Annotated in this window: 27 protein-coding genes; 7 read left to right on the top strand and 20 right to left on the bottom strand. The window is 67.9% G+C overall.

Annotated elements, in window-relative coordinates:
* The first annotated feature begins 17 nt into the window (after positions 1-17).
* From AC0IWM_RS11795 to AC0IWM_RS11780, 4 genes are read left to right on the top strand one after another with little or no spacing between them, the layout of a single operon-like run.
* Entirely contained in the window at positions 18-1,058 is a 1,041-nt protein-coding gene (locus tag AC0IWM_RS11795; RefSeq protein WP_471755140.1) for a formate dehydrogenase subunit gamma, read from the top strand.
* Positions 1,059-1,106: 48 nt separating this feature from the next.
* Entirely contained in the window at positions 1,107-1,346 is a 240-nt protein-coding gene (locus tag AC0IWM_RS11790) for a hypothetical protein (RefSeq protein WP_056467730.1), read from the top strand.
* A gap of 52 nt (positions 1,347-1,398) precedes the next feature.
* The gene (locus AC0IWM_RS11785) at positions 1,399-1,977 is read left to right on the top strand and encodes a hypothetical protein (protein ID WP_471755138.1); all 579 of its coding nucleotides are present in this window, start codon (positions 1,399-1,401) and stop codon (positions 1,975-1,977) included.
* Between the two features lie 2 nt (positions 1,978-1,979).
* Positions 1,980-2,834 (top strand): shikimate 5-dehydrogenase, encoded by an 855-nt coding sequence (locus tag AC0IWM_RS11780; protein ID WP_471755260.1) that lies wholly within the window; start codon positions 1,980-1,982, stop codon positions 2,832-2,834.
* A 21-nt stretch (positions 2,835-2,855) separates the two neighbouring features.
* Here the strand turns inward: AC0IWM_RS11780 and AC0IWM_RS11775 are convergent, their stop codons facing one another.
* The 5 genes from AC0IWM_RS11775 to AC0IWM_RS11755 form a co-directional block, all read right to left on the bottom strand.
* Positions 2,856-3,740, bottom strand: coding sequence for a 2-hydroxy-3-oxopropionate reductase (locus AC0IWM_RS11775; RefSeq protein WP_471755136.1), 885 nt, complete (start codon positions 3,738-3,740; stop codon positions 2,856-2,858).
* A 22-nt stretch (positions 3,741-3,762) separates the two neighbouring features.
* Positions 3,763-4,527, bottom strand: a complete 765-nt coding sequence (locus AC0IWM_RS11770; RefSeq protein ID WP_471755134.1) for an HpcH/HpaI aldolase family protein — start codon at positions 4,525-4,527, stop codon at positions 3,763-3,765.
* Positions 4,528-4,570: 43 nt separating this feature from the next.
* The gene (gudD, locus tag AC0IWM_RS11765; protein WP_471755132.1) at positions 4,571-5,932 is read right to left on the bottom strand and encodes a glucarate dehydratase; all 1,362 of its coding nucleotides are present in this window, start codon (positions 5,930-5,932) and stop codon (positions 4,571-4,573) included.
* Between the two features lie 135 nt (positions 5,933-6,067).
* Positions 6,068-6,952, bottom strand: coding sequence for a LysR family transcriptional regulator (locus AC0IWM_RS11760; RefSeq protein ID WP_471755130.1), 885 nt, complete (start codon positions 6,950-6,952; stop codon positions 6,068-6,070).
* 77 nt (positions 6,953-7,029) lie between these two features.
* Positions 7,030-8,352 carry an MFS transporter gene (locus AC0IWM_RS11755; protein WP_471755128.1) on the bottom strand — a complete coding sequence of 441 codons (1,323 nt, stop codon included), beginning with the start codon at positions 8,350-8,352 and terminating at the stop codon, positions 7,030-7,032.
* A 640-nt stretch (positions 8,353-8,992) separates the two neighbouring features.
* Between AC0IWM_RS11755 and AC0IWM_RS11750 the strand changes: the two genes are divergently transcribed.
* Positions 8,993-9,352 (top strand): c-type cytochrome, encoded by a 360-nt coding sequence (locus tag AC0IWM_RS11750; protein ID WP_447676386.1) that lies wholly within the window; start codon positions 8,993-8,995, stop codon positions 9,350-9,352.
* Positions 9,353-9,458: 106 nt separating this feature from the next.
* Here AC0IWM_RS11750 and pufC read toward each other — a convergent pair whose 3' ends face one another.
* The 12 genes from pufC to AC0IWM_RS11690 all read right to left on the bottom strand — a co-directional run bounded on the left by pufC (position 9,459) and on the right by AC0IWM_RS11690 (position 20,618).
* Entirely contained in the window at positions 9,459-10,568 is a 1,110-nt protein-coding gene (pufC, locus tag AC0IWM_RS11745; RefSeq protein ID WP_471755126.1) for a photosynthetic reaction center cytochrome PufC, read from the bottom strand.
* The gene (pufM, locus tag AC0IWM_RS11740) at positions 10,565-11,557 is read right to left on the bottom strand and encodes a photosynthetic reaction center subunit M (protein ID WP_471755124.1); all 993 of its coding nucleotides are present in this window, start codon (positions 11,555-11,557) and stop codon (positions 10,565-10,567) included. The genes pufC and pufM overlap by 4 nt, the downstream gene beginning before the upstream one ends.
* Positions 11,558-11,584: 27 nt before the next feature.
* Positions 11,585-12,409: a photosynthetic reaction center subunit L gene (gene pufL, locus AC0IWM_RS11735; protein ID WP_471755122.1), complete on the bottom strand. Its 825-nt coding sequence runs from the start codon at positions 12,407-12,409 to the stop codon at positions 11,585-11,587.
* A gap of 111 nt (positions 12,410-12,520) precedes the next feature.
* Entirely contained in the window at positions 12,521-12,709 is a 189-nt protein-coding gene (gene pufA, locus AC0IWM_RS11730; RefSeq protein WP_018043293.1) for a light-harvesting antenna LH1, alpha subunit, read from the bottom strand.
* Between the two features lie 14 nt (positions 12,710-12,723).
* Positions 12,724-12,945, bottom strand: a complete 222-nt coding sequence (pufB, locus tag AC0IWM_RS11725; protein WP_055956020.1) for a light-harvesting antenna LH1, beta subunit — start codon at positions 12,943-12,945, stop codon at positions 12,724-12,726.
* Positions 12,946-13,146: 201 nt separating this feature from the next.
* Positions 13,147-13,362, bottom strand: a complete 216-nt coding sequence (locus tag AC0IWM_RS11720) for a hypothetical protein (RefSeq protein ID WP_056467693.1) — start codon at positions 13,360-13,362, stop codon at positions 13,147-13,149.
* Between the two features lie 134 nt (positions 13,363-13,496).
* Positions 13,497-14,963 (bottom strand): chlorophyllide a reductase subunit Z, encoded by a 1,467-nt coding sequence (gene bchZ / locus AC0IWM_RS11715; RefSeq protein ID WP_471755120.1) that lies wholly within the window; start codon positions 14,961-14,963, stop codon positions 13,497-13,499.
* The gene (gene bchY, locus AC0IWM_RS11710; protein WP_471755118.1) at positions 14,963-16,543 is read right to left on the bottom strand and encodes a chlorophyllide a reductase subunit Y; all 1,581 of its coding nucleotides are present in this window, start codon (positions 16,541-16,543) and stop codon (positions 14,963-14,965) included. The genes bchZ and bchY overlap by 1 nt, the downstream gene beginning before the upstream one ends.
* Positions 16,544-16,549: 6 nt before the next feature.
* Complete coding sequence (locus tag AC0IWM_RS11705; RefSeq protein ID WP_471755116.1) at positions 16,550-17,551, bottom strand: chlorophyllide a reductase iron protein subunit X; 1,002 nt, start codon at positions 17,549-17,551, stop codon at positions 16,550-16,552.
* Positions 17,548-18,483 (bottom strand): chlorophyll synthesis pathway protein BchC, encoded by a 936-nt coding sequence (gene bchC / locus AC0IWM_RS11700; RefSeq protein ID WP_471755114.1) that lies wholly within the window; start codon positions 18,481-18,483, stop codon positions 17,548-17,550. Before bchC ends, AC0IWM_RS11705 begins: the two co-directional genes overlap by 4 nt.
* A gap of 112 nt (positions 18,484-18,595) precedes the next feature.
* The gene (locus AC0IWM_RS11695) at positions 18,596-19,717 is read right to left on the bottom strand and encodes a methyltransferase (protein WP_471755258.1); all 1,122 of its coding nucleotides are present in this window, start codon (positions 19,715-19,717) and stop codon (positions 18,596-18,598) included.
* A gap of 31 nt (positions 19,718-19,748) precedes the next feature.
* Positions 19,749-20,618, bottom strand: a complete 870-nt coding sequence (locus AC0IWM_RS11690; protein WP_471755112.1) for a polyprenyl synthetase family protein — start codon at positions 20,616-20,618, stop codon at positions 19,749-19,751.
* A gap of 94 nt (positions 20,619-20,712) precedes the next feature.
* On the opposite strand from AC0IWM_RS11690, the gene crtD reads away from it, so the two are divergent.
* Complete coding sequence (gene crtD / locus AC0IWM_RS11685; protein WP_471755110.1) at positions 20,713-22,236, top strand: 1-hydroxycarotenoid 3,4-desaturase CrtD; 1,524 nt, start codon at positions 20,713-20,715, stop codon at positions 22,234-22,236.
* A complete protein-coding gene (locus AC0IWM_RS11680; RefSeq protein ID WP_471755108.1) occupies positions 22,194-23,093 on the top strand; it encodes a carotenoid 1,2-hydratase in 900 nt (299 codons plus the stop codon). Before crtD ends, AC0IWM_RS11680 begins: the two co-directional genes overlap by 43 nt.
* 6 nt (positions 23,094-23,099) lie before the next feature.
* Here AC0IWM_RS11680 and AC0IWM_RS11675 read toward each other — a convergent pair whose 3' ends face one another.
* From AC0IWM_RS11675 to AC0IWM_RS11665, 3 genes are read right to left on the bottom strand one after another with little or no spacing between them, the layout of a single operon-like run.
* Complete coding sequence (locus tag AC0IWM_RS11675) at positions 23,100-23,261, bottom strand: hypothetical protein (protein ID WP_181259591.1); 162 nt, start codon at positions 23,259-23,261, stop codon at positions 23,100-23,102.
* The gene (locus tag AC0IWM_RS11670) at positions 23,258-24,394 is read right to left on the bottom strand and encodes a phytoene/squalene synthase family protein (protein ID WP_471755106.1); all 1,137 of its coding nucleotides are present in this window, start codon (positions 24,392-24,394) and stop codon (positions 23,258-23,260) included. Before AC0IWM_RS11670 ends, AC0IWM_RS11675 begins: the two co-directional genes overlap by 4 nt.
* Positions 24,375-25,901: a phytoene desaturase gene (locus AC0IWM_RS11665; RefSeq protein WP_471755104.1), complete on the bottom strand. Its 1,527-nt coding sequence runs from the start codon at positions 25,899-25,901 to the stop codon at positions 24,375-24,377. The genes AC0IWM_RS11670 and AC0IWM_RS11665 overlap by 20 nt, the downstream gene beginning before the upstream one ends.
* Positions 25,902-26,091: the final 190 nt, after the last annotated feature.

The following is a 26,091-nucleotide window of genomic DNA, read 5'->3' as shown; positions in this document are numbered from 1 at the left end:
CATCGAAAGGAACGCCGATGCGGCGGGCAGTCACGCTCTTCAGCACCCTCTTCGTCGCGACGACGCTCCTGGCCGCGCCGGCAGCGTTCGAACCGGCGCAGGCCCAGAACCCGATGACGCAGGACGGGCAGAACCCCATGGGCGCCAAGCCCACGGCGGATTCGGTGAACGAAGAATTTCTCTTCAAGAACGCGGACAAGATCACCGGTCGGATCAGCATTCCGGACCGGAAGGCCGCCAACCTGATCCAGCCGCAGGGTCGCGAGTATCAGTCGTTCCGCGAGCATTACCTTCCGTGGATCGGTGCCGCCTTCATCCTCGGCATGATAGCCGCGCTGGGCGCGTTCTTCCTCTGGCGCGGGCGCATCCTCACGGAGCACAGCCAGGAATCCGGCCGGAAGATCCTGCGCTTCAACACCTTCGAGCGCTTCACCCACTGGATGACGGCCGTGTGCTTCATCGTCCTCTCGCTCTCGGGCCTGAACTACATCTTCGGCAAGCGTCTGCTGATGCCGCTGATCGGCCCCGAGGCATTCGGCGCCCTGGCGCAGTGGGCGAAGTACAGCCACGTCTATCTCGCCTGGCCGTTCATGTTCGGCGTGGTGATGATGTTCGTGGTCTGGATCAAGGACAACATCCCCAACCGGCTGGACTGGGCCTGGATCAAGGCCGGCGGCGGCTTCATCGGCAAGAAGCACCCTCATGCGGCCCGCTTCAACGCGGGTCAGAAGGGCGTCTTCTGGATGGTCGCCGGGTTCGGCGTCGCCATGAGCGTGACCGGCCTGATGATGCTGTTTCCCTTCGCTCTGCTGGACATCAACGGCATGCAGGTCATGCAGGTGATCCACTCGCTGATCGGCATTGCCTTCATCGCGGGCATCCTGGCCCACATCTACATCGGTACGCTCGGCATGAAGGGCGCCTACGATGCCATGGGCAGCGGCAAGGTGGACCTTGCCTGGGCGCGCGCGCATCACGATCTTTGGGTGGAGCAGGAGCAGGCGAAGACTGCGAGTGGGCCACAGCTGTCCGGGCGCCATCCCGCTGCTGCCGAGTGACCATTCCAGCTACCTGAGGATGCCGGGACGGCAACGAGGAACCCAATCATGAAAGCCTTCATCCTCGCCGTCATCGCGGCCATCGGGCTCGGCGTCGTCGCCATGTACGCGCTGACGAGCAATCAGAAGTTCGCCTACCAGGCCTTCGCGACATCCGGCGCCCGCGTGTCGGAGCCGGGCACGAACTTGGTCGGCGAGAAATGGAACGGCGATCCGCGGACCAACGACACCAGCGAGTCGGCTCACGGCAAGGCGACCGGCGAGCCGTCACATCCGAAGCGGTCCTGATCCTCCTACGATCTCGCACCGAACCAAGAGCCCGGACTTCAGGGGACCGCAGATGATCCGACACCTGCCCATCGCCGCGCTGCTGCTGTCGAGTTCCGTGCTGGCGCCCGCGGCCTACGCCCAGGACGCGGCGCCCGCGCAGGTTTCGCAGGGGCCGGCGAACCTGTGCAAAGAATTGGTCGCCTTCGTGCAGAAGCCCGAGGAGAAGAAGCAGGAGGCCGCGACGCCTCCGAAGCAGGCGACAGCCGTATCGAATGCCTCGGGCAAAAGCGACGGACAACCGTCGGCGGCCGGTGGTGATCCGCAGCAGAAATCCGGTCTGAGCGGACCGGCAAACGCCGATACGAAGGCTCCGACCAGTGACACACGGGCGCCCGTCAGCGACGGAAAGGCTGTCCTTGTGCAGGCCAATGCTGCCGCCAAGTCGCCGCCACCGCCGGGTGCCACCGCTCCGAGCCCTAAACCCGATCCGGCTGTCATGGCGCAACTCGATGCGGCGGCTGGAGCGAACGACCAAGTCGCTTGCCGCGCGGCGGCTCGTGCCATGCGGGTGGCCGGCGTCATTATGCCCCCGCCCCTCCTCGCCCTCGCGGCCCTGAACCCGAAATTCTTCGCGAAGCTCGAGCCCTGAGCGTGGTCGACGACGCGGATCGCAGGGTCGAAGCCCTCCCCCGGCGTCCGCCGATCGGACGCGACACAACCCTGTGTATGTCATTGTCGGCGCGACCGGGGCATTTCGGCTCCCGGTTCCACAATCGGCTCTACGCACTTCTCGGGCTCGACTACGTCTACAAGGCCTTTGCCACCAACGAGCTGCCGGGAGCGGTCGCCGGAATCCGCGCCCTCGGCATCCGCGGTTGCGCGGTCTCGATGCCGTTCAAGGAAGCGGTGATCCCCCTCCTCGACGCCCTTGATCCCTCCGCGCAGGCGATCGACAGCGTCAACACCATCGTGAACGATGGCGGCCAGCTCACCGGTTCGAACACCGACTACGTCGCCGTGCGTAGCCTGCTGGCGCAGCATGGCATCGATCCAGCGACGCGCTTCCTCCTGCGCGGGTCCGGCGGCATGGCCAAAGCGGTCGTGGCAGCCCTGCGCGACGCCGACTTTCGGGACGGGACGATCGTCGCGCGCAACCGCGCGGCGGGTGCTGCCCTGGCGGAACGATACGGATTCGCCCACGCGACCGAGCTTGGCGACCGGATGGCGCCGCTCCTCATCAACGTGACACCGCTCGGGATGGAAGGCCCGGATGCCGCGACTCTCGCATTCCCGGAACCGATGATCGTCGCCGCTTCGATCGCTTTCGATGTCGTCGCCCTACCCTCGCGGACACCGTTCCTGATCGCCGCGGAGCGTCTGGGAAAGTCCTGCATCACGGGGCACGCGGTGCTCGTGCGACAGGGCCTCGAGCAGTTCATCCGCTACACCGGCGTGACGCCGACGCCTGCGCAGGTGGCCGACGCGGCGGCCTTCGCCCGGACCTGACCGGGCGAAGGCTCAGGGTGGTCAGCACTCCGCCACCGGATGGTTGCCCATGATTTCGAGGGCGCGCACGAGGGCGGAATGGTCCTTGTCGCCGGCGCCGTTGGCGGCACAGACCGAGAAGAGCTGCTGGGCCAGCGCCGTTCCGGGCAAGGCGAGGCCGAGGGACTTGGCGCCTTCCAGGGCGAGGTTCAGATCCTTCTGATGCAGGGCGATGCGGAAGCCTGGATCGAAGGTCCGCTTGATCATGCGCTCGCCGTGCAGTTCGAGGATGCGCGAGGTGGCGAGGCCGCCGGTGATCGCCTGACGGACTTTGGCCGGATCGGCTCCGGCCTTCGAGGCGAAGAGCAGCCCCTCGGCCACCGCCTCGATCGTCAGCGCAACGATGATCTGGTTCGCGACCTTGGCGACCTGGCCCGCGCCGGTGTCGCCCACGTGCGTCACCGTCTTGCCCATCAGGTCGAAGAGCGGCTTCACCCGCTCGAAGGCGTCCGCCTTGCCTCCGACCATGATCGAGAGCGCGGCATTCTTCGCACCGACCTCGCCGCCCGAGACTGGCGCATCGAGGTATTCCACGCCTCTCTCGGCGAGGCGCGCCGCGAAGTCACGGGTCGCGATGGGCGAGATCGAGCTCATGTCGACCACCACCGCCCCGCGCTTGACGCCCTCGGCGACGCCGTCCCCGCCGAACAGCACGGCCTCGACGTCGGGTGTGTCGGGCAGCATCAGGATGACGACGTCAGAGCGCTCCGCGACCTCGGCGGCGGTCGCACAGGCGTTACCGCCGGCCGAGACCAAGGCCTCGGGTACCTGCCGGCGAGTCTTGAGGGCGAGGCTGTGTCCGCCAGCGATGAGGTGGCCGGCCATGGGCGCGCCCATGATCCCGAGGCCGATGAATCCGACGTTCATATCTGTCTCCCAGGTGCTTGCGTCAGCGGAAGCGTGTGGCGAGCGCTTCGGATGTGCGGGCGAGCAGACCCATATCCGAACCGACGGCGGTGAAGCGGGTGCCCGCCTCGATGTAGCGATGGGCGAGTTCCTCGTTGGCGGTGAGGATGCCGGCATGCTTGCCGCTGCCGCGGATGCGGGCGATGGTTTCCTGCACCACATTGACGACGTCGGCATGGTTCTGCTGGCCGAGGTAGCCGAGGCTGGTGGAGAGGTCGCCGGGTCCGATGAAGACACCGTCGACGCCCTCGACACCCGCGATCTCCTCCAGGTTGTCCAGGGCGCGGCGCGATTCGATCTGCACCGCGACGAAGATCTCCGCCTCGCAGCGAGCATGGTAATCGGGGATGCGGCCGAAGCGGGCGGCCCGGGGTGCCTGCGAGAAACCGCGCACGCCGCGCGGGGCATAGCGCGTCGCGGCGACGGCGCGGCGCGCCTGGTCGGCATCGTCGATGTTGGGGATCATCAGCGACTGCACGCCGGTGTCGAGAATGCGCTTGATGGTGATGGGCTCGTCGCTCGGCACCCGGACCATCGCGTGGGCCCGGCTCTCCATCATCGACTGCACCTGCGCATAGACGTCGCGCAGGTCGTTGGCCGAGTGCTCCATATCGAGGAGCAGCCAGTCGAACCCGGAACCGGCGACGACCTCGGTCGAGATCGGGCTGGCGAGGCTGCACCACAGGCCGATCTGCTGCTCTCCGGCGTTCAGGGCCGACTTGAACCGGTTGGTGAGGATGTCGGTCATCGTCGCGTCTCCAAGATTTTTGCGGTCCGCGTGGACGGAAGGATCATCTGACGAGGCAGGGGCGCTTGTTGTCGAAGGTCCAGTCGGGAATCAGGAACTGCATCGCCGCGGCGTCGTCGCGGGCGCCGAGGCCGTGGCGCTGGTAGAGCGCATGCGCGGCCTCCACCTCGGCCCAATCGAGTTCGATCCCGAGGCCTGGACGCGCGGGCACCTTCACGAGGCCGCCCTTGATCTGCAGGGGCTCCTTCGTCAGGCGCTGGCCGTCCTGCCAGATCCAGTGAGTGTCGATGGCGGTGACCCGGCCGGGCGCGGCGGCGGCCACGTGCGTGAACATCGCCAGCGACACGTCGAAGTGGTTGTTCGAATGCGACCCCCAGGTCAGCCCGTGGTCGCGGCATAGCTGGGCGACGCGGACCGATCCGGCGAGAGTCCAGAAATGCGGATCGGCCAGCGGAATGTCGACCGAGCCAAGTTGGATGGCGTGGTTCATCTGCCGCCAGTCGGTAGCGATCATATTCGTCGCGGTGGGCAGGCCGGTGGCACGCCGGAACTCGGCCATGATCTCGCGGCCGGAAAATCCATCCTCGGCGCCACAGGGGTCCTCCGCGTAGGCGAGCACGTCGCCTCGGCCCTTACACAACGCGATCGCCTCCCTCAGCGACCAGGCGCCGTTCGGATCGAGGGTGACGCGTGCTTTCGGAAAGCGCTCGTGGATCGCGGTCACCGCCGCGATCTCCTCTTCGCCGGACAGGACGCCGCCCTTCAGCTTGAAATCGTTGAAGCCGTAGATCTCGTAAGCGGCCTCCGCGAGGCGTGCCACCGCGTCGGGAGTCAGGGCCTCTTCGTCGCGCAGGCGGAACCAGCCATCGCGGTGCTCCGGCTCCCGGTAGGGAAGCTCGGTGCGGCGGCGGTCGCCGATGTAGAAAAGGTAGCCCAGCATCTCGACGGCGTCGCGCTGCTGGCCCTCACCGAGAAGGGCAGCCACCGGTACGTCGAGAAATTGCCCGAGCAGATCGAGGAAAGCGGATTCGACAGCCGTGACGGCGTGGATGGTCACGCGCAGATCGAAGGTCTGGAGACCCCGGCCACCGGCATCGCGATCGGCGAAACGCGTACGCATCGCGTTGAGCACCGCCTGCCAATCGCCGATCGGCCGGCCGATAATGAGGTCGCGGGCATCCTCGAGCGTCTGGCGAATGCGCTCGCCGCCGGGCACTTCGCCCAGGCCCGTGGCGCCGGTGGAATCGGAGAGAATGACGAGATTGCGCGTGAAGAACGGGCCGTGGGCGCCGCTCAGGTTGAGCAGCATGCTGTCGCGACCGGCGACCGGCACCACCTTCATGGCGGTCACGGTCGGAGGGCGGGAGGCGCCTTGCGGTGATGGGGCTGTCGAATCGAAGGCCATGAGCGTTCTCCCGAACCAACTGCCGCGGCGTCTGCGCACCGTCTGGCGTCCAGAGTTCTAGAAATCCCGACGATGCCGGTCCAAGCCAAAGGGTGGATCGATCGATGCCGACATCGCATCGATCGCCGGTCCGTCTCAGCTCAGCTCCCCCAGGAGCGCGCGCAGATGAGTCAGGAGCGGGACGTCGCTATCCCGCTTCCAGGCCAAGTGAAGCTCGGCCGGTCGGGGGACCGCAAGGGCGAGAGGCCGAAAGTCGATGCCCTCGAAGCGCAGGCGCTCGGCCGCCGCCGGGACCAGGGCGATCCCGATACCGGCGCGCACCAGGGCCAGGATCGAGTGGATCTGGGTGAGTTGCTGGACGACGTGCGGTTGCAGGCCGGCTCCGGCGAAGAGACCGATCAGCAGATCGTGGAAGTAACTCGCCTCATGTGGCGCGTAGCCCACGAGGGACTCGCTGCGAAGATCTTCGAGTCCGAGGGTCGTTCGGTCGGCCAGAGCATGATCCGCCGGCAGCGCGACGACCAGCGGCTCGGCAAGCGCCTGCTCGGCTTCGAGTTCGGGATGGTTGATGGGCGGGCGGATGAAGCCTGCATCGATCTGCCCCGAGAGGATCGCCTCGATCTGATCCTTGGTCACCATCTCGCGCAGTGAGAGGGTCACCTCCGGCATCGCGCTTCGGCAGGCGATGACGAGGCGCGGCAGGAAATCGTAGGCCGAGGCCGCGGTGAACCCGAGCTTGAGGACGCCTGCTCGTCCGGCAGCGACCTGACGCGTCACATAGGTCGCCGTTTCTGCGAGTCTCAGGATTCGCAGCGCTTCGGGCAGGAAGCTGCGTCCGGCGGCGGTGAGCCGTACCGAACGGCTTGTCCGATCGAGAAGCTGGACATCGAGAACCCGTTCCAGAACCTGGATCTGCCGCGACAGCGGCGGCTGGGTCATGTTCAACCGAGCGGCGGCCCGGCCGAAATGCAGCTCCTCCGCGACGGCGGCGAAGCAGCGGAGTTGGCCGAAATCGAGCATCACGCCTCGCAGCGACGATGCGGCCGCCGGGTTCCCCACGGCCGCGGTTCCATGCCGGTCCGAAGAAAAGGCGCCGTCTAGCGCAGTTCCACGCGTCTGATCTCACCGACGATGACGAGATAGCAGAACACCGCAACGAGTGCGTTCAGGCCGACGAAGACCAGGGCGCCGTTGAACGACCCGGTCTGCTGGACGATGTAGCCGATGGCGATCGGCGTGGTGATGCCGGCGGTGTTCCCGAAGGTGTTGAAGAGGCCACCGTTCAGACCGCCGGTGGAGCGTGGCGACGTGTCGGAGACCACCGCCCAGCCGAGAGCCCCGATGCCCTTGCCGAAGAAGGCCAGAGCCATCAGGCCGATCACCACCGCATCTGCCTGGACGTAGTTGCAGCCGATGATGCTCATCGAGAGCAGCATACCGCCGACGATCGGGATTTTCCGTGAGGCGGTCAGCGAGTAGCCGCGCTTGAGCAGCAAATCGGAGAGCCAGCCCCCCAGGATGCCGCCGATGAAGCCGCAGAGCGCCGGCAGCACCGCGGCGAAGCCGGCCTGCAGGATCGACAGGCCGCGTTCCTTCACGAGGTAGACCGGGAACCACGTGAGGAAGAAGTATGTCAGCGTGGTGATGCAGTACTGACCGATATAGATGCCCAAGAACATGCGGTTCGAGAGAAGCTGCTTGATCGTCCTGCCTGTATTCGCCTGCGCACCGGCCCCATGCCCGTCCATGTCGAGCAGGGCCCCACCCTCTTCGATGTAGTCGCGCTCGGCTTGGTTGATCGCCGGGTGCTCCTTCGGCCCATGGATCACCTGGGTCCAGAGCAGAGCGAAGGCGATGCCGAGGGCACCCATCAGCGTGAAGACATGGTGCCAGCCGTAATGGTGCACCACCCAGCCCATCAGGGGCGTGAACAGCACCGTCGCAAAGTATTGCGACGAGTTGAAGAAGGCCGAAGCGGTGCCGCGCTCGGAGGTGGGAAACCACGCCGCCGTGATGCGCGCGTTGGCCGGAAACACGGGGGCTTCGGCCAGGCCGACGAGAAAGCGCAGGCTGAACAGCACGGCGACCGCGGCGAAGCCGGTGAAGAAGCCCACTGCCCCCTGCATCAGGGTGAAGGTCGACCACAGGAAGATGGCGGCGGCATAGACCCACTTGGCGCCGTAGCGGTCGAGGAGCCATCCGCCGGGCAGCTGGGCGAGAACGTAGGACCAGGCGAAGGCCGAGAACACATAACCCATGGAGACGGCGTCGAGGCCGAGATCCTTGGCGAGCGACGGACCGGCAATCGAGAGCGTCGCGCGGTCGGCATAGTTGATGGTGGTGGCGATAAACAGCATCATGACGATGAGGAGCCGTACACGGCTCCGCTTCGCCGCGGTCATGACCAGACCGGCGCCCATGGCGTCTCTCCCTGAGAGCGGACCACCCGGTCTTCGCCTCGGTGGACATCGGTCATTCTCGTCGGCGCCCTGGCGGGACCTCGGCGACCGTTTGCAAGACGAAGGCTACGGCGCGTTTCTGCCGCCCGTCCAACTCAAAGACTGGATGGATCGATACCGGAACGGCATGGATGGCGTACGGTGCCGGCGCCGCTCTACGGGAGACCGGGTCCCGTGCCGTCGGGGTTTCGAAGCGCCGTCCGGTTCCTCCGCGAGGCCTTTCGGGCCCGCGGATCCTCGGTGAAGAATACCTCCAGCACGCGCTCCAGCTCGCGGTTCGGCCTCTTCATACCGGTGATGAAGCGCGAGATCCGCGGCTGATTGATGCCGAGTTCCCAGGCAAGGCGCGCTTGGCTCCATCCAGAGCGATCGAGAAACTGACAGACATCGGACGGCTGGATCGGCATCGCTCCACCCAATGCGATCGATTGCGCACTATTTGTTTAGGGTAGGGATCGAGCCCATCGGCGACCATACGAAGGTCCGAATTAATCCGATCCAATCTCATCACGTTGCCGTGAACGCCGTGTTCGTTCGGATTACTTTCGGGTGTCGCGCTTTACGTATGTCAGGTCACCAAAGTGATCTGAGAGGAAACTCCATGCGGTATACGATCTTCGGTGCCCTGTTCGCCGCCCTGCTCCCGATGGCAGCGCACGCAGAGGGCGATGCCGCAGCGGGCGAGAAGGCGTTCGCGCCCTGCAAGGCCTGCCATGCATTCGGCAAGAATGGTGTCGGGCCCAACCTGACGGGCGTCGTCGGGCGCAAGGCAGCCTCCGAGGAAGGCTACACCTATTCGGCCGCCCTCAAGGGGTCCGGAATCACCTGGGACGAGGCCAACCTGCACGAGTGGCTCAAGAACCCGAAGGCCAAGGTGCCTGGGACCAAAATGGTCTTCGCCGGCTATCCCGACGACAAGAAAATCGACGACGTGATCGCCTACCTGGCGACCAAGAAGTAAGACGGAAGAGGTCTTCGCCGACCTTCACCATCCTGAACGTCAGAATATCGAAACGCCGCTGGGTTGGTCCCAGCGGCGTTTCTCGCTCTATATGCAACGGCTCTGTCTATTGCGGTGCAGGCACCGGTTGCTGCATCGGAGCTATGGTTTCGGGCGCTTTGGGGTCAGCCGCACTCGCGGTTTCGGTGGATTTCGCGAGTTCCGGATAGGCATCGATCACGTGAGCCCCGTTCAGCGGCTTGCTGACACCGTTGTGGCAGGTGGTGCAATTGACCTTCGGAACGTCGCCGAGGGCGCCGAGGCGGTTCGGCGGGAAGGTCGACAGCAGCGGCTCGAGATAGTTGCCGTTGATGTCCCGCACCATCCGGATGCCATGCCAGGCGGTGGTCCGCTGCGGCGTGCTCTGCGACCAGTTCGAGATCGCCCGGGTGTTGTGGCAGAAGGTACAGTTCACCCCGAGGCCTTCCGACATATGGATCATCAATCCGTAGGTCTTCTCGGCATCCTGGATCGGCTTGCCCTTCGTCGTCGGCAGCGCCGTCGTCGCATTCACCCGGATCGCGTTGTTGTCGATGTTCTTGTCTGCGAGATACTCGGTGAGGGTATCGTAGGGCAACGAAGCCAGGCCGACCGAGGGTGCGGCCATGTTCTGCCCGTTGTTGCGGGCGATGAAGCCGCCGGGCCGGTTGGGACCCGGCTGGGTGAACCAGATGTTGGCCGGCACCGGCTGCCCGCGGTGACAGGTGTAGCAGGTGACACCGGCGCCGCCGACGTGGTTTTCCTTCCAGGAACTGTTGATGTGCTGCGTCATCTGCAGCATCCGGCGCGCGACCTTCTTCTGATAGAGACTGTCGTCGGCCATGTTCTCGGTGTTGTGGCAATAGGTACAACCCTGCTCGGGGCTGACCCATTCGGTCATCGAAGCCATCAGCCGATTGAATTCATTGACGCTGACGTTCTTGAGAACCTGGACGTTCTCGTAGGTCGTGCCGGCGAGTTCCTCGCCGGGCTCGGCCGGATCGGCGGGAGCCGGCGCGAGGTTGGCCGCCTTGGTTTCCTCGACGCCTTCGCGGGTATGGACCTGCGCCATCGCGGTGCCGCGAAAGCCGTTCTGATGGACCGCCAGCGGCGGTCGATCCCAGTCGGTCAACCCCACCATCGCCACCGTGAGGAAGAAGGCGATGGAGGCTCCGAGGACGGTGAAGAAGGTCTTCATGGAGCTCCCCCGGGAATGGTGGTGGGCGACACGCTCAACGGATCGATGACGGGCGGATAGACCTGCGGATAGGACGGGGCGACGCCGTGCTTGACCGCCCAGAGGTACCAGTTGTCGACGACGGTGCCGGTGAGCAGGATGCCGATGCCGCCGGTGAGCGTCGTCAGGACCGCGAACCACCAGGCCCAGCGGTGGACCGATTCCATGGTGGCGTTGAAGCCCATGGTCCAGCGCCAGAACAGGGCGGCGCGCTCGGTGGCGGTCCCGCGGTCGACGATCTGGTCGATCTCACGCTCGCCACCGAAGCGGCTCACCGCAAGGATGGTCCCGCCATGCATCGCGAAGAGCAGGGTCGACCCGTAGAGGAAGACGATCGAGAGCATGTGGAAGGGATTGTAGAACAGGTTGCCGTAGCGCAGTGAGAAGGCGGCGGTCCAGTCGAGGTGCGGGAAGATGCCGAAGGGCACTGCCTCGCTCCAGGACCCCATCAGCACCGGCCGGATGAAGCCGAGGACCAGGAACAGCCAGATCGCAGAGGCGAAGGCCCAGGGCACGTGATAGCCGAGGCCGAGCGCCTTGGCCCGGCGGAACAGGCGCAGCCACCAGAGCAGTACCGAGGCGGTGAGGAAGAAACCGGCGATCAGCCACCACCCGCCCTCGGCCAGGGGCGGCAGGACCCGCAGGCCGTATTGCGGTCGCGGCGGTTCGAGGGCCAGCCAGGGAAGCTGGCGCACGAACTGGATCGGATCCCAATTCACGCTCGCCCACATGTTGAGGCCGATGATCTCGAAGGCGATCAGGCCGCAGGCGAAGGAGAGTGCCCCGAGATAGCCGATATAGATCGGTCCGACCTGGGCGTTGCCGATGAGGCCGAACAGGTAGGAGTTGAACGGGGTGCCCCAGCGCCTGTTCGAGTCGACCGGGATGCCGAGGTCCGGCGAGATCGGGCGGACCTGAACTTCGGAGAAGATGTTCTGGTAGTAGGCCATGGTGTCACGAGCCTCCCATTTTCGAGATCAGCGCCAGACCGGGAGATTGAGCCACCAGCCCCACCACTCGGGCCAGCCACGGGTCCAGATCGGACCGCTGATGACGATGCAGACCGCACTCCAGAACCCGGCCGACAAGGCCAGGAACAGGCCGAGCCGGTGGATGCCCAAGGTTCCGATCGAGTAGCCGATGGTGTCGCGGAAGAAGGTGTCCTCGTGCTCGGGGGTCTTCACCACCTCGCCCTTGCCAGGATTGGTGGAGGACAGGATCAATGAGCCGTGGAGCGAGAGCGCCAGCGTTGTCGTGAAGAAGAACGTCACCGCCAGCATATGCGCTGGATTGTAGTGGAAGTGCAGATACTGGTAGCCGGTGTTCGAAACCCAATCGAGATGGGAGAGGATGCCGTAGGGAAAGCCGTGCCCCCAGGCACCCATCAGCAGCGGCCGGATCACCACCAGCGTGACATAGGCGAAGATCGCGACCGAGAAGGCGAAGGGCACGTGGTAGCCGATGCCCAGCTTACGACAGATCTCGACCTCCCGCAGGGCCCAGGAGGCGAAGGCGCCCACCGCACAGAAGGTGATGATCTGCCAGAGGCCGCCCTCCTGGAGAGGCGCCAGAGCGAGCCCGTATTTGAGGTCGGGGGGCGCGATGTTAATCTGCCAGATGTTCCAGGTCGGCCCGAGCGCCGCGCCGTAGATGATCAGGGCCGTGCCCAGCACCGAGAAGAATAGCGTCGTGACGCCGAAGAAGCCGACATAGAACGGCCCGACCCAGAAATCGAACAGATCTCCGCCGACCAGCGTGCCGCCGCGGACGCGGTATTTTCGTTCGAAACTCAGCATCGCCATCGCGACCTCCCAGGCCCATCACCAGACTTGTCGGCGATGGTCGACGGGTGGCTCGTGGCCAGCCCGCCGATCATCCGTTTTCGAGGTACTCTGCTTTCGATGCCGGCCTGATCAGGCGGGCATCGTCGGGAGAACCAGCGTCTGCGCATTGGCCGCGCGCGGCGCCTTGGGGCCTTCCAGCCAGTTGAACCGGTCGGTGCTGAGCAAGATGAAGTGGATCAGCAGCGCCAGAATGAACAGGAAGGTGAAGAGCGCCACCAGGGTGCGGCGCGGATCGAAGAGAAGCCAGACCTTGTGCATGATGAGGGTCCTTCTCAGGAGAGCAGGGAGACGACGCCCTGGGCCGCCGTCTCGAGGGCGGCGTAGCCCTTCGGTCCGGGCAGCCACGGGCGCCACAGCCACACGAGGATGTGGGCGACCACGGCGATCGCCGTGAAGATGATGAAGCTCGTCAAGAAGATCGCGTGGAACTCCTTGGCTTCCGGTTCCGTCAGCCCGGACAGGCTGCTCGGTTTCTCGACAATGCCATTGGCCATCGGTTCAAACCTCCGCTTTGACTAGCCGCGCCCGTGGGACGGGAGACGGCGGGGTGCGCCTGCGGCCGCGCGGCGCGGCTTCGGCGGTCCTTCCCGCCTGTTCGGACGGGAGGTCGATTGGGGGCGGGCATAGTGCCTCGACCCGAGGGCAAATCAGGTCAGGGGGGCGCCGCAGCGGAACTACGGATCCTCCCTGGGGGGTCACCCCATGAAGACGAAGGGGATCGCCGAGACGGCCATGGCCCGCGCCTCCGCGAAGACCGAGCGTCGCTGCTGCGGCAATGTGCTCTTGGCTTGCGGAATCACGCGCTGCGCGAGCGCGGCGACCAAGAAGAAGGGATAGGTGGAGGCCAGGATGATCCGAAACTGGACCTCGTCCTGATGCAGGCGCGACACCGGATTCAGCGAACGTTGCATGGGATGGGTCTCCTCCTGGCGTTCCGCGGCGGGACGCATCCGGTTCGGGACGCGCGGGGTCGGCATCGACCAGCTGGACGGCGCCGCGCCGTACCAGCCGGAAAGGGAATGGGGATTGAGGCCGGAAGGCGCGCTCATGCGGCGGCTCCCAGGCTGGCTTCGGCGCGGGCGCGCTCGACATGGCCGATGACGACACGCGTTCCGCCCTCGACCCGGGCGACGTGCTCGGCCGCGTCGCGCAGGCGCTTGGCCGCCGAGATCCGCACCAGCACGGGATGGGCCTCGACGAGCTCGTCGAGACGGGCGCGGGCGGCCTCGTCCCAGGGCAGCTCGCGGTGGAGGCGCGCCGGAGTCGCCTCGACCTTGTCCATGTCGCGCGCGAGCGGCAGGATGTGGAAGAGCATGTCGAAGAGCGCGTTGCAGACCTCCTGGACGAGGTAGGTCGCGCCGGCGAAGCCCATGAAGGGTGTGCCGGTGTGCCGCCGGATGATCGCTCCGGGGAAGGAGGCCGGCACGAACACGGCGCGGGCGCCCGCTTCGGCCGCGTACATCCGCTCGTTGAAGGACCCGAAAAGGACCAAGGGCGGATTCTTCGCGATCATCTCGCGAATGGCGGCGTTGTCGGTCTTCGCACCGGCCTTGCGAGACTCCGAAAAGTGGCAGGGCAGCCCCATCTCGTCCTCGAGAAAGTGCCGGACACCCCGCGCATAGGTCTCCGAGGCCACGATCCCGAAGCTCGCCGTCCCGAAGAAATCCTGCGTCACCGAGCGCCAGAGATCCCAGATCGGCTTGATCGTGGTGTGCTTCTCGCGCTCGATGAACGGCTCGGGATCGAGGCCGAGTGCCTCGCCGAGAGCACGCAGGAACCGCGTCGTCGAATGGATGCCGATGGGCGCCTGGAAGTAGGGACGCTCCAGGGCCTCGCAGAGCAGGCGGCCGAACTCGCGGTAGAGGCAGATGTTGGCGTCCGCGTTCACGAGGGCGGGCACGTCGGCGAGGTGCGAGCCGAGGGGGAAGACGAGGTTCACCTCGGCGCCGATGCCTTCCACCAGGCGGCGGATCTCGGCCAGATCCGAGGGCATGTTGAAGGTGCCGTAGGCGGGCCCGATCAGGTTCACCCGCGGCTTCACGCCTTCCTGGCGCTCCGGTCGGGCCGGAATGCCCTTCTTGGCGAAGCGCTTGGCGCCGTATTCCTGCCAGAGCCAGGACATGGCCCGGTCGGCGGTCTGCCACTGGTCCTCGTCGATGGTGCGCGGCAGGAAGCGCTGAAGGTTGGTGCCCTCCGGCGTCACGCCGCCGCCGATCATCTCGGCGATGGAGCCGGTGACGACCACGCTCGGCTGAGCCGGGTCGAGGGTGGCGTGTGCCCGCTTCATCGCGGCCTCGGTGCCGTGGCGGCCGAGTTCCTCCTCGGCGAGGCCCGTGACCACGATGGGCAGTTCGTGCGGCGGCAGCGCGTCGGTGTAGTGCAGCACCGAGGTCACCGGCAGGTTCTCGCAGCCCACCGGACCGTCGATGACGACCTGCAGCCCCTTGATGGCGGTGAAGACGTAGACGGCGCCCCAGTAGCCGCCCGCCCGGTCGTGATCGAGGACGAGCATCAGACCATCTCCCCGATCGGATCGTGGGCGGGCTTCGCTCGTACCGCGGAAGCGACGTTTCGACGGAGCTTCGGCACGTCTTCCCAAATGCCGGCGGCGTGGCCCTCGCCGACACCGTCGAAGAAATCCCGCATGGCATCAAAGCGCGCGCGGTTGCCCAGCGCGGCATTGATGACCTTGGCGAGGGAGCCGGCTCCTGCCACGCCCATGAGCGGACGGGCCGAGATCAGGTTGGTGAAGTAGAGAGCGGGAATACCGAGCGCCTTGGCCTTCTGCACCACCGGCGTCGTGCCGATGGCGAGGTCGGGTCGGACATCCATCAGGGCCGCGAGGTCGTCCTCGAGGGACGCCCGGTAGCGAACCGTGACGCCACGGGCCTCGAGCCAGTCCCGGTCGGCCTCCGAATGGGGGGTGCGTGGGCAGGCGGTGCCCACATAGGCGAGATCCGCACCACTCTCCACAAGGAGGCGGCCGACCAGCAGTTCGGAGCCTTCGTAGCCTGACAGCGTGATCCGCCCCCGAATGGGGTTGGCAGCGAGCGCACCCGTGATCATGGGCAGGATGCGGTTCTTAGCCGCCTCCACGGTGGCGCGCGGCACGGCGCAGGCCTCACCGATGCGATCGAGCCAGTCGGCGGTGCCGTCGTGCCCGACGGGTGCCGAGCCGACGATCGGCCGCCCGGCCGCGGCGAACTCGCGGAGCGAAGCGGTATAGAAGGGGTGGATCGCCGCCACGGCGGTGCAGTCGAGCGCCGCGTAGAGCTCGCGCCATTCCCGTGTGGGCACCACGGGACCGGCACTCAGGCCCAGCGGCTCCAGAAGTCCACCGATGACGACCGGATCGGCGGGGAACATCTCGCCGAGGAGGGCCACGGTCGGGCGCTCGGCCCGGCCGGTGCGGGGCGCCTGGACGGGTCCCTGCTCGGCCTCGGCGCGCGCGAACTTCAGCATCGCGCCGGCCAGGACGTCCTTGGCCTCGGCATGGGTGGGGACCCCGAAGCCGGGAACGTCGATCCCGATGATGCGGACTCCGTCGATCTCCTTCGGCAACAGGCGCAAGGGCACGCCAGAGGCCGTTGGCACGCAGAGGTTGATGACGACAACCGCGTCGTACTCGGTGGGCTTGGCCACCTGGAAAACCGCTTCGCGGATATCTTCGAACAGCTTTCCGGTAACGAGGGTCTCGGAGTTGAAGGGCACGTAGCCGACGCTCCGCTTGGCGCCATAGAAGTGCGAGGTGAAGGTCAGGCCGTAGACGCAGCACGCCGAGCCGGAGAGGATCGTCGCCGTGCGGCGCATCCGCAGGCCGACCCGGAGCGAGCCGAAGGCCGGGCACATGCTCTGGGGCTGATCGTGCGGGCCGGTCGGATAGTCCTTCCGGAGTTGCTCCAGGGTGTCGGACATGCCGGCGGCCTCGGCGGCCGCCCGCATCGTGTCCTTGCCGGAATGGCAGCCGAGGCCATCCCCCTTCACGGCCGCAAGGTTCACGACCTCGGCCGAAGCGGACGGCACCGGGGCCAGGCTCGAAGCCGGACGCTCCTTACGGGCGCGGAGATCGGCGATGTCGAGGGTGACGGCCATGATGCGTCAGACCTCGTCGTAGACGACTTCGAGGGATGGCTTCACGATCTGCGTCGTGCCGCACATGTCCTCGAAGGTGGCGGGTACCAGGGTGACGCCGCGGCCGACGGCCTCGCCCTTGAACAGGCCCAACAGCCCGTCCTGGCTGAGAGGCGTCGGATGGTTCGGGGCCGCCTCGTGGACGTTCTGCGCAAGATCGGCGAACAGCGAGCCCCAGGGGCTCTCGGGCCGGCCGATGATCTCGTAGTTCGCGCTCTTCTTGCGGATGTCGTCGTCGGCCGGGATCGAGGCCAGGACCGGGATGCCGACCGCTGCCGCGAAGGCCTGGGCCTCGCCGGTTCCGTCGTCCTTGTTGATGACGAGGCCGCCGACACCGACGTTGCCGCCGAGCTTGCGGAAGTATTCCACCGCCGAGCAGACGTTGTTGGCGACGTAGAGCGACTGCAGGTCGTTCGAACCGACGACGATGACCTTCTGGCACATGTCGCGGGCGATCGGGAGGCCGAAGCCTCCGCAGACCACGTCGCCGAGGAAGTCGAGGAGGACGTAGTCGAAGCCCCACTCGTGGAAGCCGAGCTTCTCCAGCAGCTCGAAGCCGTGGATGATGCCGCGTCCGCCGCAGCCACGCCCGACCTCGGGCCCGCCGAGTTCCATGGCGTAGACGCCATCGCGCTTGAAGCACACGTCGCCGATCGCGACCTGCTCGCCGGCGAGCTTCTTCCTGGTCGAGGTCTCAATGATCGTCGGGCAGGCGCGTCCGCCGAACAACAATGAGGTGGTGTCGCTCTTCGGGTCGCACCCGATGAGCAGGACCTTCTTGCCCTGCTGAGCCATCATGTAGCTGAGGTTGGCCAGCGTGAACGACTTGCCGATACCGCCCTTGCCGTAGATCGCGATGATCTGCGTCTCCTTGGTGGCCTTCACCGGTACGGGATCCGGTTCGATGCCGGCCTCCGCGCGGAGCGCCTCCGAGGCCTTCAGGGCTGCGCCGTTCAGCTGCATATTCATGCGGCTCTCCAATCCAGGATCATCTTCAGGCACTCGGGCTCGCCGAAGGCCGTGCGATAGGCGTGAGGAGCGTCTGTGGACGGGCGCCGATGAGTGACGAGGCCGTCGAGGGAGAGGCGGTCCGCAGCGATCAGCGCCAGGGTCGCCGTGAGGTCCTCCGGCCGCCACTGGGCAGCGACGCGGATGCGGGCCTCGCGCAGGAAGGCCGGAGCAAAATCGAATCCCAGCCGGCCCTCGTAGAATCCGGCGAGGACGATCTCGCCGCCCTGGGCGAGGCGCGCGACGGCTGTATCGAGGATCGCGGGATCGCCGCTGACATCGAGGATCGTCCCGTAGTCCCGCCGGGCATCCGCATCGGGAGCGACGACCGGATAGGCATCGCCGCTCGAGCGGCGGACGGGATTGGTTTCCCAAACCTGGGGGTTCCCGCCGAGTGCCCCTGCGATCCGAGCGACGAGACGCCCGAGGACGCCATGGCCAACGATCAAGAAGGGACGCTGTAGATCGATGCCTGCGAGGGCATGGCGTGCGGTGGCGGCCAGCGCGATCAGGGTTCCGCGCTCGCCCAACGCGTCGTCGATCGGAACCAGCCGGTCACCGGCACTGACGAGATGTGAGGCCGCCCCGCCGAACAACCCGCGCACCGGGCCAAAGCAGCGGGCGCCGGGGACGAACACCGTCTGTCCGACTCGAACTCCACTGTCGGCCCCGGCTTCCACGATTTCGCCGACGGATTCGTAGCCGGGCACCAATGGGTACCCCATGCCGGGAAACGGGGGCATCCGGCCCGTCCAGAGCAGGCGCTCGGTTCCGGTGCTGATTCCGCTCCACCGCACGGCGACCACGGCGTCGACCGCGGTGGGATCGTCGAGCACCAAGCTCTCGATGCTGAGCTTGCCGGGATCGTGGAGGACGACGGCGTTCGTCTGCATCGAGCCTGCCCTCCCCCTGATCCACCGACTCGGTTCGTTTCGCGTCGAACCTGTTATGTCATCCTAGATAGACACTTTTGAACGTCAAGCCAAACTTACATTACAGGATGTCTTATTGCGTGGACACCAGAAGTCGGGCCAGGAGCGGGCGCCGCGTGGAAATCTCGCGGGTCTGCCCGAATCCGGCCTCGCGAAGCAGCGCGGTCAGTTCTTCACGGGTGCGGCAATGCCCGCTGCCCATCGCCAGGAGGTAGAAGCCGAAATACGCATCGGTGATCTGTTCGGCGCCCGGCGTACCGCTCATCGGTTCGGCGAGAACCAGGCGGCCGCCCGGCGGCAGCGCGTCCCGGACGGCCCGAAGCAGGATCCGAACGGTCGCGTCGTCGTGATCGTGAACGATCCGCACCAGGGTGATGACGTCGGCGCCAGGCGGCAGGGGATCGGAGAGGAAGCTGCCGCCGAAGGTCTCGAAGCGGCCGTCGAAGCCGGCCCGGGTCAACTGTCCTTGCGCGCGTCGGGCGACCGCTGGCAGGTCGAACAATCGGAGCCGGAGGGCAGAGGCCGTGCGGCCGGCCGCAGCAAGGAAGGCGCCTTCGCCACCGCCGACATCCATCAGGCAGGCGTGGCGCCGCATCGGGTAGGCATCGAGAATATCCTCGGCAATCAAGGCCTGTGACGCCGACATCAGACCGCTGTAGGGCGCGACCGCGTCTGGCTGCAGGGCGGCCCCATCCTCACCCGCATAGGGCCAATAGCCCGCCAGACGCGTCCGCCCCGCTTCCCCGCGCAGGAGTGCAACGGGATCGCGCAGGTCGTCGTAGAGCAGGGCGTGGTGCTCGATCATTCGGCCAATCGACGGATTGCCCACCAAGGCCGCACCGAGATCCGCCAGAAGGTAGTGGCCATCCGGCAGACGCCGGATCAGGCGCAGCGAGGCCGCCGCCTTGAGGAGTCGCGCGGCAGCCTCGGAGGATAGCCCCATGCGGGCGGCCAGGGCTGGCTCGGACATGGGTCCACTCGAGAGCAGGCCGAAGAGGTCCAGGCGGACGCAGGCGAGGAGCGTCTGCGAGTAGGTGAATCCGGCGCAGAGATCGAACAGCGCTCGCGTATTCGAACGCGCGATGCGTCGCGTCAGCGGGAAGCCGGCGGCCCAGCGCTGGAACCGCGGGTCGGCCACGATGCGGGCCCGCAGGGCATACCATCGGGCGCGGAGCCTGCCGCTGCCGAGCGGCACCTGGGGATCGAGTGCGGCGCTACGCGCCACGTCAGGCCAGTTCCTGCGCAAGGCTCGTGGGAAGGAAGAGGCGTGTCTGCGCCACGATCTCGGCACGAAGGATCTCAGCGCCGGGACAGTCGGGAATCACCTCGACGGCCTCGCGCACGAGGCGCTTCAGGCGCGCCAGCGCTCCACCCATGCCGAGAAGTGCAGCGGCGTTCGGTCGGCCGAGCGTCGAGTCGCGACCGACGGGCTTGCCGACCTCTTCCTGGCGACAGGCGACATCGCGCAGGTCGTCGGCCACCTGATAGGCTTCCCCGAGGCATTCCCCCAGGAGCCGCCAGGGCAGCGACGGTGCGCCGGCCGCGGCCGCACCCGTCACCGTCGCAGCGGCGAACAGGGCCCCGGTCTTGGCCTGCTGGTATTCGGTGAGCGCGACGGTCGGTTCGGATTCCCAGGCTTGGCCCGCGGCAATTCCGGACGGCGAGCCGGCGGCCCGGGCGACAAGCCCGACCAATGCGGCCAGACGTTTGGGGCTGCGCGCCGCGCCGCGCGCGAGGGTCTCGAAGGCCGAGACGATCAGCGCATCCCCCGTCAGCACCGCCAGAGGCTCGCCGAACGCCGCATGGACCGAGGGTTGGCCGCGCCGGAGCGGCGCATCGTCGAAGCAGGGCAGATCGTCGTGCACCAGCGAAGCGCAGTGCAGCAGTTCGATCGCCGCGGCCGCCGCGTCCGAGGCTGACGGATCGTCGTCACCGCAGGCGCGAGCCACCGAGAGACAGAGACGCGGACGGATCCGGTGTCCACCTGGGAAGACAGCATAGCGGATCGATTCTGCGAGCCTTGGCGGAGCACCGGGCGCCTCGAGATGAGCGACGGCGGCGTCGAGGGCCTGCTCGATGCGACGGTTGGCGTCCATGGCCGTCTCTCCTGTGTCACTTGTACTTGCTACGACAAACTGTCAGTATTTATTGACAGTCGTCAAGACAGAACCGCATGACGGAGAAACCTGCGTGAAGGTCGTCATCATCGGCGCCGGAATCGGGGGGCTCGTGGCGGCCTTGAAGCTCGCCGCTGCTGGGCTCGACGTCACGGTGCTGGAGACCGGCCAGCGACCGGGGGGCAAGATGCGCCGCGTTCCGGTGGGCGATACCGCCGTCGATGCCGGGCCGACCGTCTTCACCATGCGCTGGGTCTTTGAGGAGATCTTCGCCGAGTGCGGCGCCGACCTCGCCGCCCATGTCGGGCTGGAGCCGGCCGCGATCCTGGCCCGTCATGCCTGGGGGCCCGGCGAGCGATTGGATCTCCACGCAGACCCGGAAGCCTCGGAGGCGGCGATCGCGGACTTCGCCGGGCCGCGTGAGCGCGACGGATACCGTCGCTTCCGTGCCCGGGCCGCCGAGGTCTACGCCACCCTGGAAGGGCCGTTCATCCGCGGCGAACGCCCGAGCCCGATCGACCTGACGCGCCGGGCGGGGCTGTCCGGGATGGGCGACCTCTGGCGGATCCAGCCTTTCACAACTCTCTGGCGCGCGCTCGGCGACTACTTCGCCGATCCGCGCCTCAGACAGCTCTTCGGCCGCTACGCGACCTATTGCGGCTCGTCGCCCTTCGCGGCGCCCGCGACCCTGATGCTGGTGGCGCATGTGGAGAGCCAGGGCGTCTGGCACGTGGCCGGCGGCCTCAGCCGGCTCGCCGGCGCGGTGGCCGAGCTGGCGGCGGAGCGCGGCGCGGGATTCCGCTACGGAACCGCGGCCCGTGGCATCGCCCTGCAGGGGGGCCGCGTCCTCGGCGTCGACCTCGACGACGGCGAGCGGTTGCCGGCCGATGCCGTCGTCTGCAACGCCGACGTGGCGGCCCTGGCCGACGGCCTGCTCGGACGCGACGCGGCCCGGGCAGCGGAATCCGTTCCGGCCGCCGACCGTTCGCTCTCGGCGGTCACGCTGTGCCTGCAGGCGCGTGCCGACGGCTTTCCGCTGTCACGGCACACGGTGTTCTTCTCCGGCGACTACGCGGACGAGTTCGCCCGCATCCGAGCCGGACACCTGCCGGACGATCCCACCGTCTATGTCTGCGCGCAGGACCGGAACGAGGCGCATGCGCCGTCGGGCCGGTCCGAGCGCCTGCTCTGCCTCGTCAACGCCCCGGCCCGGACCTTCAGCCCCTCGGAGATCGAGACATGCGTGACCACGATGCGGCGGCGCCTGAGCGCGAGCGGATTGACCTTCTCGGAGACCGCGGAGCCGGTGACGACGGGACCGGCGGAGTTCGCGCGCCTGTTCCCGGGATCGGCAGGAGCGCTCTACGGGCGGGCGTCCCACGGCTGGATGGCGTCGTTCAAGCGCCCGGGCGCCCGCACGCGGATCCCGGGCCTCTACCTCGCAGGGGGGAGCGTGCATCCGGGGCCGGGGGTGCCGATGGCGGCGCAGTCCGGGCGGATCGCGGCGGACAGCCTGCTGCGGGACCGGAGTGGCGCCCGCGCTTCGATACGCGGGTGGATCGCGACGGCTACGTCTGGTGGTACGTCGATGCCCTGAGCGAGGACGGACGCCAGGGCCTCACCATCATCGCCTTCATCGGAAGCGTCTTCTCGCCCTACTACGCCTGGGATCCGACCCGCGACCCCTTCAACCACTGCGCCGTCAATGTCGTGCTCTACGGGGAGCGGGCCAACCGCTTCTGCATGACCGAGCGCGGCCGCGCGAGCCTGAGCCGCGATGCCGACCACATCCAGATCGGGCCGAGCGGCCTGTCGTGGGACGGGACCACGCTGACGATCCGCCTCGACGAGGTGACGGCGCCGATCCCCTCGCGGGTTCGAGGAACGGTGAGGCTGCGGCCGCCCGGCTTCACGCCGGGACCGCATCACCTCGATGCGCAGGGCCAGCACCGCTGGTGGCCGATGGCGCCCTCGTCGCCCGTGGAGGTGGCCCTGGAGGAGCCCGGGATCGCCTGGAGCGGGACCGCCTACTTCGACACCAACCACGGGGACACCGCGCTCGAGGCGGCCTTTCGCGACTGGACCTGGTGCCGGGCCGACCTGCGCGACGGGGCGGCGATCCTCTACGACGTGAACCGGACGGACGGCACCCGGCAGGAGCTGACCCTGTGCTTCGCCGCCGACGGAACGCCCCGGGACATCGATCCGCCGCGGCGGGTCGCGCTGCCGCCGACGCGGTTCTGGCGCATGCCGCGCGACACGCGCAGCGACGACGAACGTGTCGAGGTCGCGCGGACTTTCGAGGATACGCCGTTCTACGCGCGCTCGTGTATTCGGTCGACCATACGCGGCGAGGCGGTCCGGCCGATGCACGAGAGTCTGTCACTCTCACGTTACACAAATCCGCTGGTGCGGCTGATGCTGCCGTTCCGGATGCCGCGCCGGACGCGCTGAGGCGGCTCAGGCCGGCGGGCCCTTCGCCCGCTCGGCCGCGGCGCGTTCGGCCTCCGCCCGGTCGCGCCGGATGCCGCGCTTCAGGACGACGAGTTGCCAGATCGCCAGCCCGAGGGCGAGGGCGAAGACCAGGCCGATGTCGAAGGCGGCGAAGAGCGGGTCGGTCACGGACCGACCGGCACGGCGCCCTCGCGCTCGCGCAGGGTCTCGATGAGGTCGAGGACACGGGCGACCTGACCGGGAACGTTCCACCAGGCCGGCGGCACCGGTACGGGCTGGGCGGCGACGGCCTCCACCAGGAAGGCGGTCTCGGCCAGGGCCGGCGCGGCATGGGCCGGCGCGGCGGCGAGCGGCAGCAGGGCGCGGGCCATCAGCGCGGCCTTGCGGCGGCCCGGAACGCGGGCGCGGGTGGAGACCGGGTCGAGCCCGCCGCGCTCGAGGTCGCGGCCGATCTCGGCGTAGATCAAGCGGGCGGCGCGGATGGCGGGCCGGCAATCCAGGGGCAGCCCGGGGATGCCGGCCTCCGCGCGGAGGTAGAGGGTTTCGGCGACGGCGAGGAGGCGCCCGACCACCGCCCGGAGTTCCGGGCCGGCGACGGGGTCCGCCAGGAAGGCGTCCGGGTCGAGGCCGGCCTCGCGCATCCAGGCGAGCGGCAGGTAGAGCCGTCCCGCCCGGGCGTCCTCGCCGACGTCGCGGGCGATGTTGGTGAACTGCATGGCGACGCCGAGGTCGCAGGCGCGGGCGAGGACGGCGCCGTCGCGCACGCCCATCAGCACGGTCATCATCGCGCCGACGCTGCCGGCGACCCGGGCCGCGTAGGCGGTGAGGTCGGACAGGGTCTCGTAGCGCCGCCCCTGGGCATCCCAGGCCAGGCCCTCAATGAGGGCGGCCGGCAGGGCCTGGGGCAGCTTGTGGGCGACGACGAGGTCGGCCATGGCCCGGTCGGCGGGCGCGTCGCAGGGGGCGTCGTCGTAGATGCGCGCGAGGCGCGTGGCGAGGCGGCCCAGGGCCGCCGGCCGGTCGCGGGCCAGCGCGTCGTCCACCGCGTCGTCGGACAGGCGGCAGAAGGCGTAGAGCCCGTAGGCCGGCCGCCGGATCCGGGCCGGCAGCAGGGCCGAGGCGGCGAAGAAGCTGCGCGAGCCGTCCCGGATCGCGGCCCGGCAGACGGCGTGGTCGGCGCCATCCGCGTGGGGCGTCGCCCAGAGCGGGGGCCGCTCCGGTCCGGGCCGGATCGCGTCGAGGAGGGTGCGTTCGGACCGGAGGGTTTCGGGCCGGACGTTTTCAAGCGAAGAGACGCGCATCCGGCACCACCGTGTCGAGGACCTTGGCCGAGGACAGGACGCCGGGCAGCCCGGCACCCGGATGGGTGCCCGCGCCGACGAGATAGAGATTGCGGAACGCCGAGGAGGCGTTGTGCGGCCGGAACCAGGCCGACTGCGTCAGCACGGGCTCCAGGCCGAAGCCGGAGCCGCGGAAGCTCAGGAAGTCGTCGGCGAAATCCGCCGGCGTGGTGACGCGGGAGGTGACGATCGACCCCGAAAGGCCCGGCATCACCGAGGCCTCCAGGCTGTCGGCGATGGCCTTCCGGTAGGGCTCGGCCAGCACCGACCAGTTCTGCCCGCCGGCGAGGTTCGGCACCGGCGCCAGCACGTAGAACGCGTCGCAGCCCGGCGGCGCCAGGAGCGGGTCGGTGGCGGTGGGGCGATGCAGGTAGAGGCTGAAATCCGGCGCCAGCACCTTCCGGACGAAGATGTCCTCGATGAGTTCGCGGTAGCGCGGTCCCATCAGGATGGTGTGGTGGGCGATGTCGGGAAATTGCCGGTTCGTGCCGAAGTACCAGACGAACAGGCCCATGGACGAGGACGAGGCCTTGAGCTTCGCCCGGTGCCAGGACCGGCCCTCCCCGCCCAGGAGGGTCAGGTAGGTCTCGGCGGAATCGGCGTTCGAGACGACGATGTCGGCGGCGATGCGGGTGCCGTCGGCCAGCGTCACCCCGGTGGCGCATCCCGCCGCCACGTCGATGCGGGCGACCTCCGCCCGGTAGCGCATGGCGCCGCCCTGTCCCTCGATCAGTCCGACGAGGCCGTCGACCAGGCGGCCGGTGCCGCCCATGGCGAAGTGCACGCCCCAGCGGCGCTCCAGATGGGCGATCAGGCAGTAGATGGCGCTGGCCCGGAAGGGCGAGCCGCCGATCAGCAGGGGGTGGAAGCTGAAGATGGTGCGCAGGCGCTCGTCGCGGATGTGGCGCGCCACGAGGTCGTAGACCGAGCGATGGCCGCCGAGGCGCAGCAGGGAGGGCGTGATCCGCAGCATGTCGCGGACCGACGAGAAGGCGACGTGCCCGAGTTCCTCGAACCCGACCCGGCAGATCGCGGCGCTGCGCTCCATGAAGCGCTCGTAGCCGGGGACGTCCTCAGGCGAGAACCGCGCCACCTCGGCCCGCATCGCCTGCGGATCGCCGCTGTAGTCGAAGGTGGCGCCGTCGGGGAAGCGGATGCGGTAGAAGGGCAGCATCGGCGCCAGGGTGACGTCGTCGGCCATGCGCCGTCCGCACAGGCTCCACAGTTCCTCGAACAGGAACGGCGCTGTCACGATGGTCGGTCCGGCATCGAAGGTGAAGCCGTCCTGCCGGTGGACCCGGGCCCGCCCGCCGGGCTGCTCCAGGCGCTCCAGCACCGTCACCCGGTAGCCGCGCGCGCCGAGGCGCACCGCCGCCGCCAGCCCGCCGAAGCCGCTGCCGATCACCACCGCGTGCGGGCGCGGAGACCGGGTCGTCGCGAGGCTCGGCGAGTCGGCGAGTGTCAACATAGAGTGACACTATTCGCGGGGAGGCGTCGGGCGCAAGCGCGGATTTAGTTCATCGACTCAGAGGTTGATCGTGTCCGATGCCGCGATCGGGACTGGGGCGACATCGGCGCTGCGCCGACCATGGCGTGCGAGCCGACGCCGCGGCGGAGAGGCGCCGGCCTATGGAATCCTGCGACGCCCCGAAACTTCG

It is taken from the genome of Methylobacterium sp. AC433 (genome assembly GCF_979253015.1).
Note: the sequence above shows the minus strand (reverse complement) of the source record. Positions and strands in the feature narration are given on the sequence as shown.

Coding starts and splice junctions, on each gene's coding strand:
- AC0IWM_RS11795 (WP_471755140.1), top strand. CDS start 18: ATGCGGCGGGCAGTCACGCTCTTCAGCACCCTCTTCGTCGCGACGACG.
- bchY (WP_471755118.1), bottom strand. CDS start 16,543: ATGGCCGTCACCCTCGACATCGCCGATCTCCGCGCCCGTAAGGAGCGT.
- gudD (WP_471755132.1), bottom strand. CDS start 5,932: ATGGCCTTCGATTCGACAGCCCCATCACCGCAAGGCGCCTCCCGCCCT.
- AC0IWM_RS11690 (WP_471755112.1), bottom strand. CDS start 20,618: ATGGACGCCAACCGTCGCATCGAGCAGGCCCTCGACGCCGCCGTCGCT.
- AC0IWM_RS11770 (WP_471755134.1), bottom strand. CDS start 4,527: ATGACCGACATCCTCACCAACCGGTTCAAGTCGGCCCTGAACGCCGGA.
- bchZ (WP_471755120.1), bottom strand. CDS start 14,963: ATGCTCGTCCTCGATCACGACCGGGCGGGCGGCTACTGGGGCGCCGTC.
- AC0IWM_RS11670 (WP_471755106.1), bottom strand. CDS start 24,394: ATGCGCGTCTCTTCGCTTGAAAACGTCCGGCCCGAAACCCTCCGGTCC.
- AC0IWM_RS11755 (WP_471755128.1), bottom strand. CDS start 8,352: ATGGGCGCCGGTCTGGTCATGACCGCGGCGAAGCGGAGCCGTGTACGG.
- AC0IWM_RS11760 (WP_471755130.1), bottom strand. CDS start 6,952: ATGCTCGATTTCGGCCAACTCCGCTGCTTCGCCGCCGTCGCGGAGGAG.
- AC0IWM_RS11720 (WP_056467693.1), bottom strand. CDS start 13,362: ATGCAACGTTCGCTGAATCCGGTGTCGCGCCTGCATCAGGACGAGGTC.
- bchC (WP_471755114.1), bottom strand. CDS start 18,483: ATGCAGACGAACGCCGTCGTCCTCCACGATCCCGGCAAGCTCAGCATC.
- AC0IWM_RS11665 (WP_471755104.1), bottom strand. CDS start 25,901: ATGTTGACACTCGCCGACTCGCCGAGCCTCGCGACGACCCGGTCTCCG.
- AC0IWM_RS11785 (WP_471755138.1), top strand. CDS start 1,399: ATGATCCGACACCTGCCCATCGCCGCGCTGCTGCTGTCGAGTTCCGTG.
- pufM (WP_471755124.1), bottom strand. CDS start 11,557: ATGGCCTACTACCAGAACATCTTCTCCGAAGTTCAGGTCCGCCCGATC.
- pufL (WP_471755122.1), bottom strand. CDS start 12,409: ATGGCGATGCTGAGTTTCGAACGAAAATACCGCGTCCGCGGCGGCACG.
- AC0IWM_RS11775 (WP_471755136.1), bottom strand. CDS start 3,740: ATGAACGTCGGATTCATCGGCCTCGGGATCATGGGCGCGCCCATGGCC.
- AC0IWM_RS11790 (WP_056467730.1), top strand. CDS start 1,107: ATGAAAGCCTTCATCCTCGCCGTCATCGCGGCCATCGGGCTCGGCGTC.
- pufC (WP_471755126.1), bottom strand. CDS start 10,568: ATGAAGACCTTCTTCACCGTCCTCGGAGCCTCCATCGCCTTCTTCCTC.
- pufB (WP_055956020.1), bottom strand. CDS start 12,945: ATGGCCAATGGCATTGTCGAGAAACCGAGCAGCCTGTCCGGGCTGACG.
- AC0IWM_RS11750 (WP_447676386.1), top strand. CDS start 8,993: ATGCGGTATACGATCTTCGGTGCCCTGTTCGCCGCCCTGCTCCCGATG.
- pufA (WP_018043293.1), bottom strand. CDS start 12,709: ATGCACAAGGTCTGGCTTCTCTTCGATCCGCGCCGCACCCTGGTGGCG.
- AC0IWM_RS11705 (WP_471755116.1), bottom strand. CDS start 17,551: ATGAATATGCAGCTGAACGGCGCAGCCCTGAAGGCCTCGGAGGCGCTC.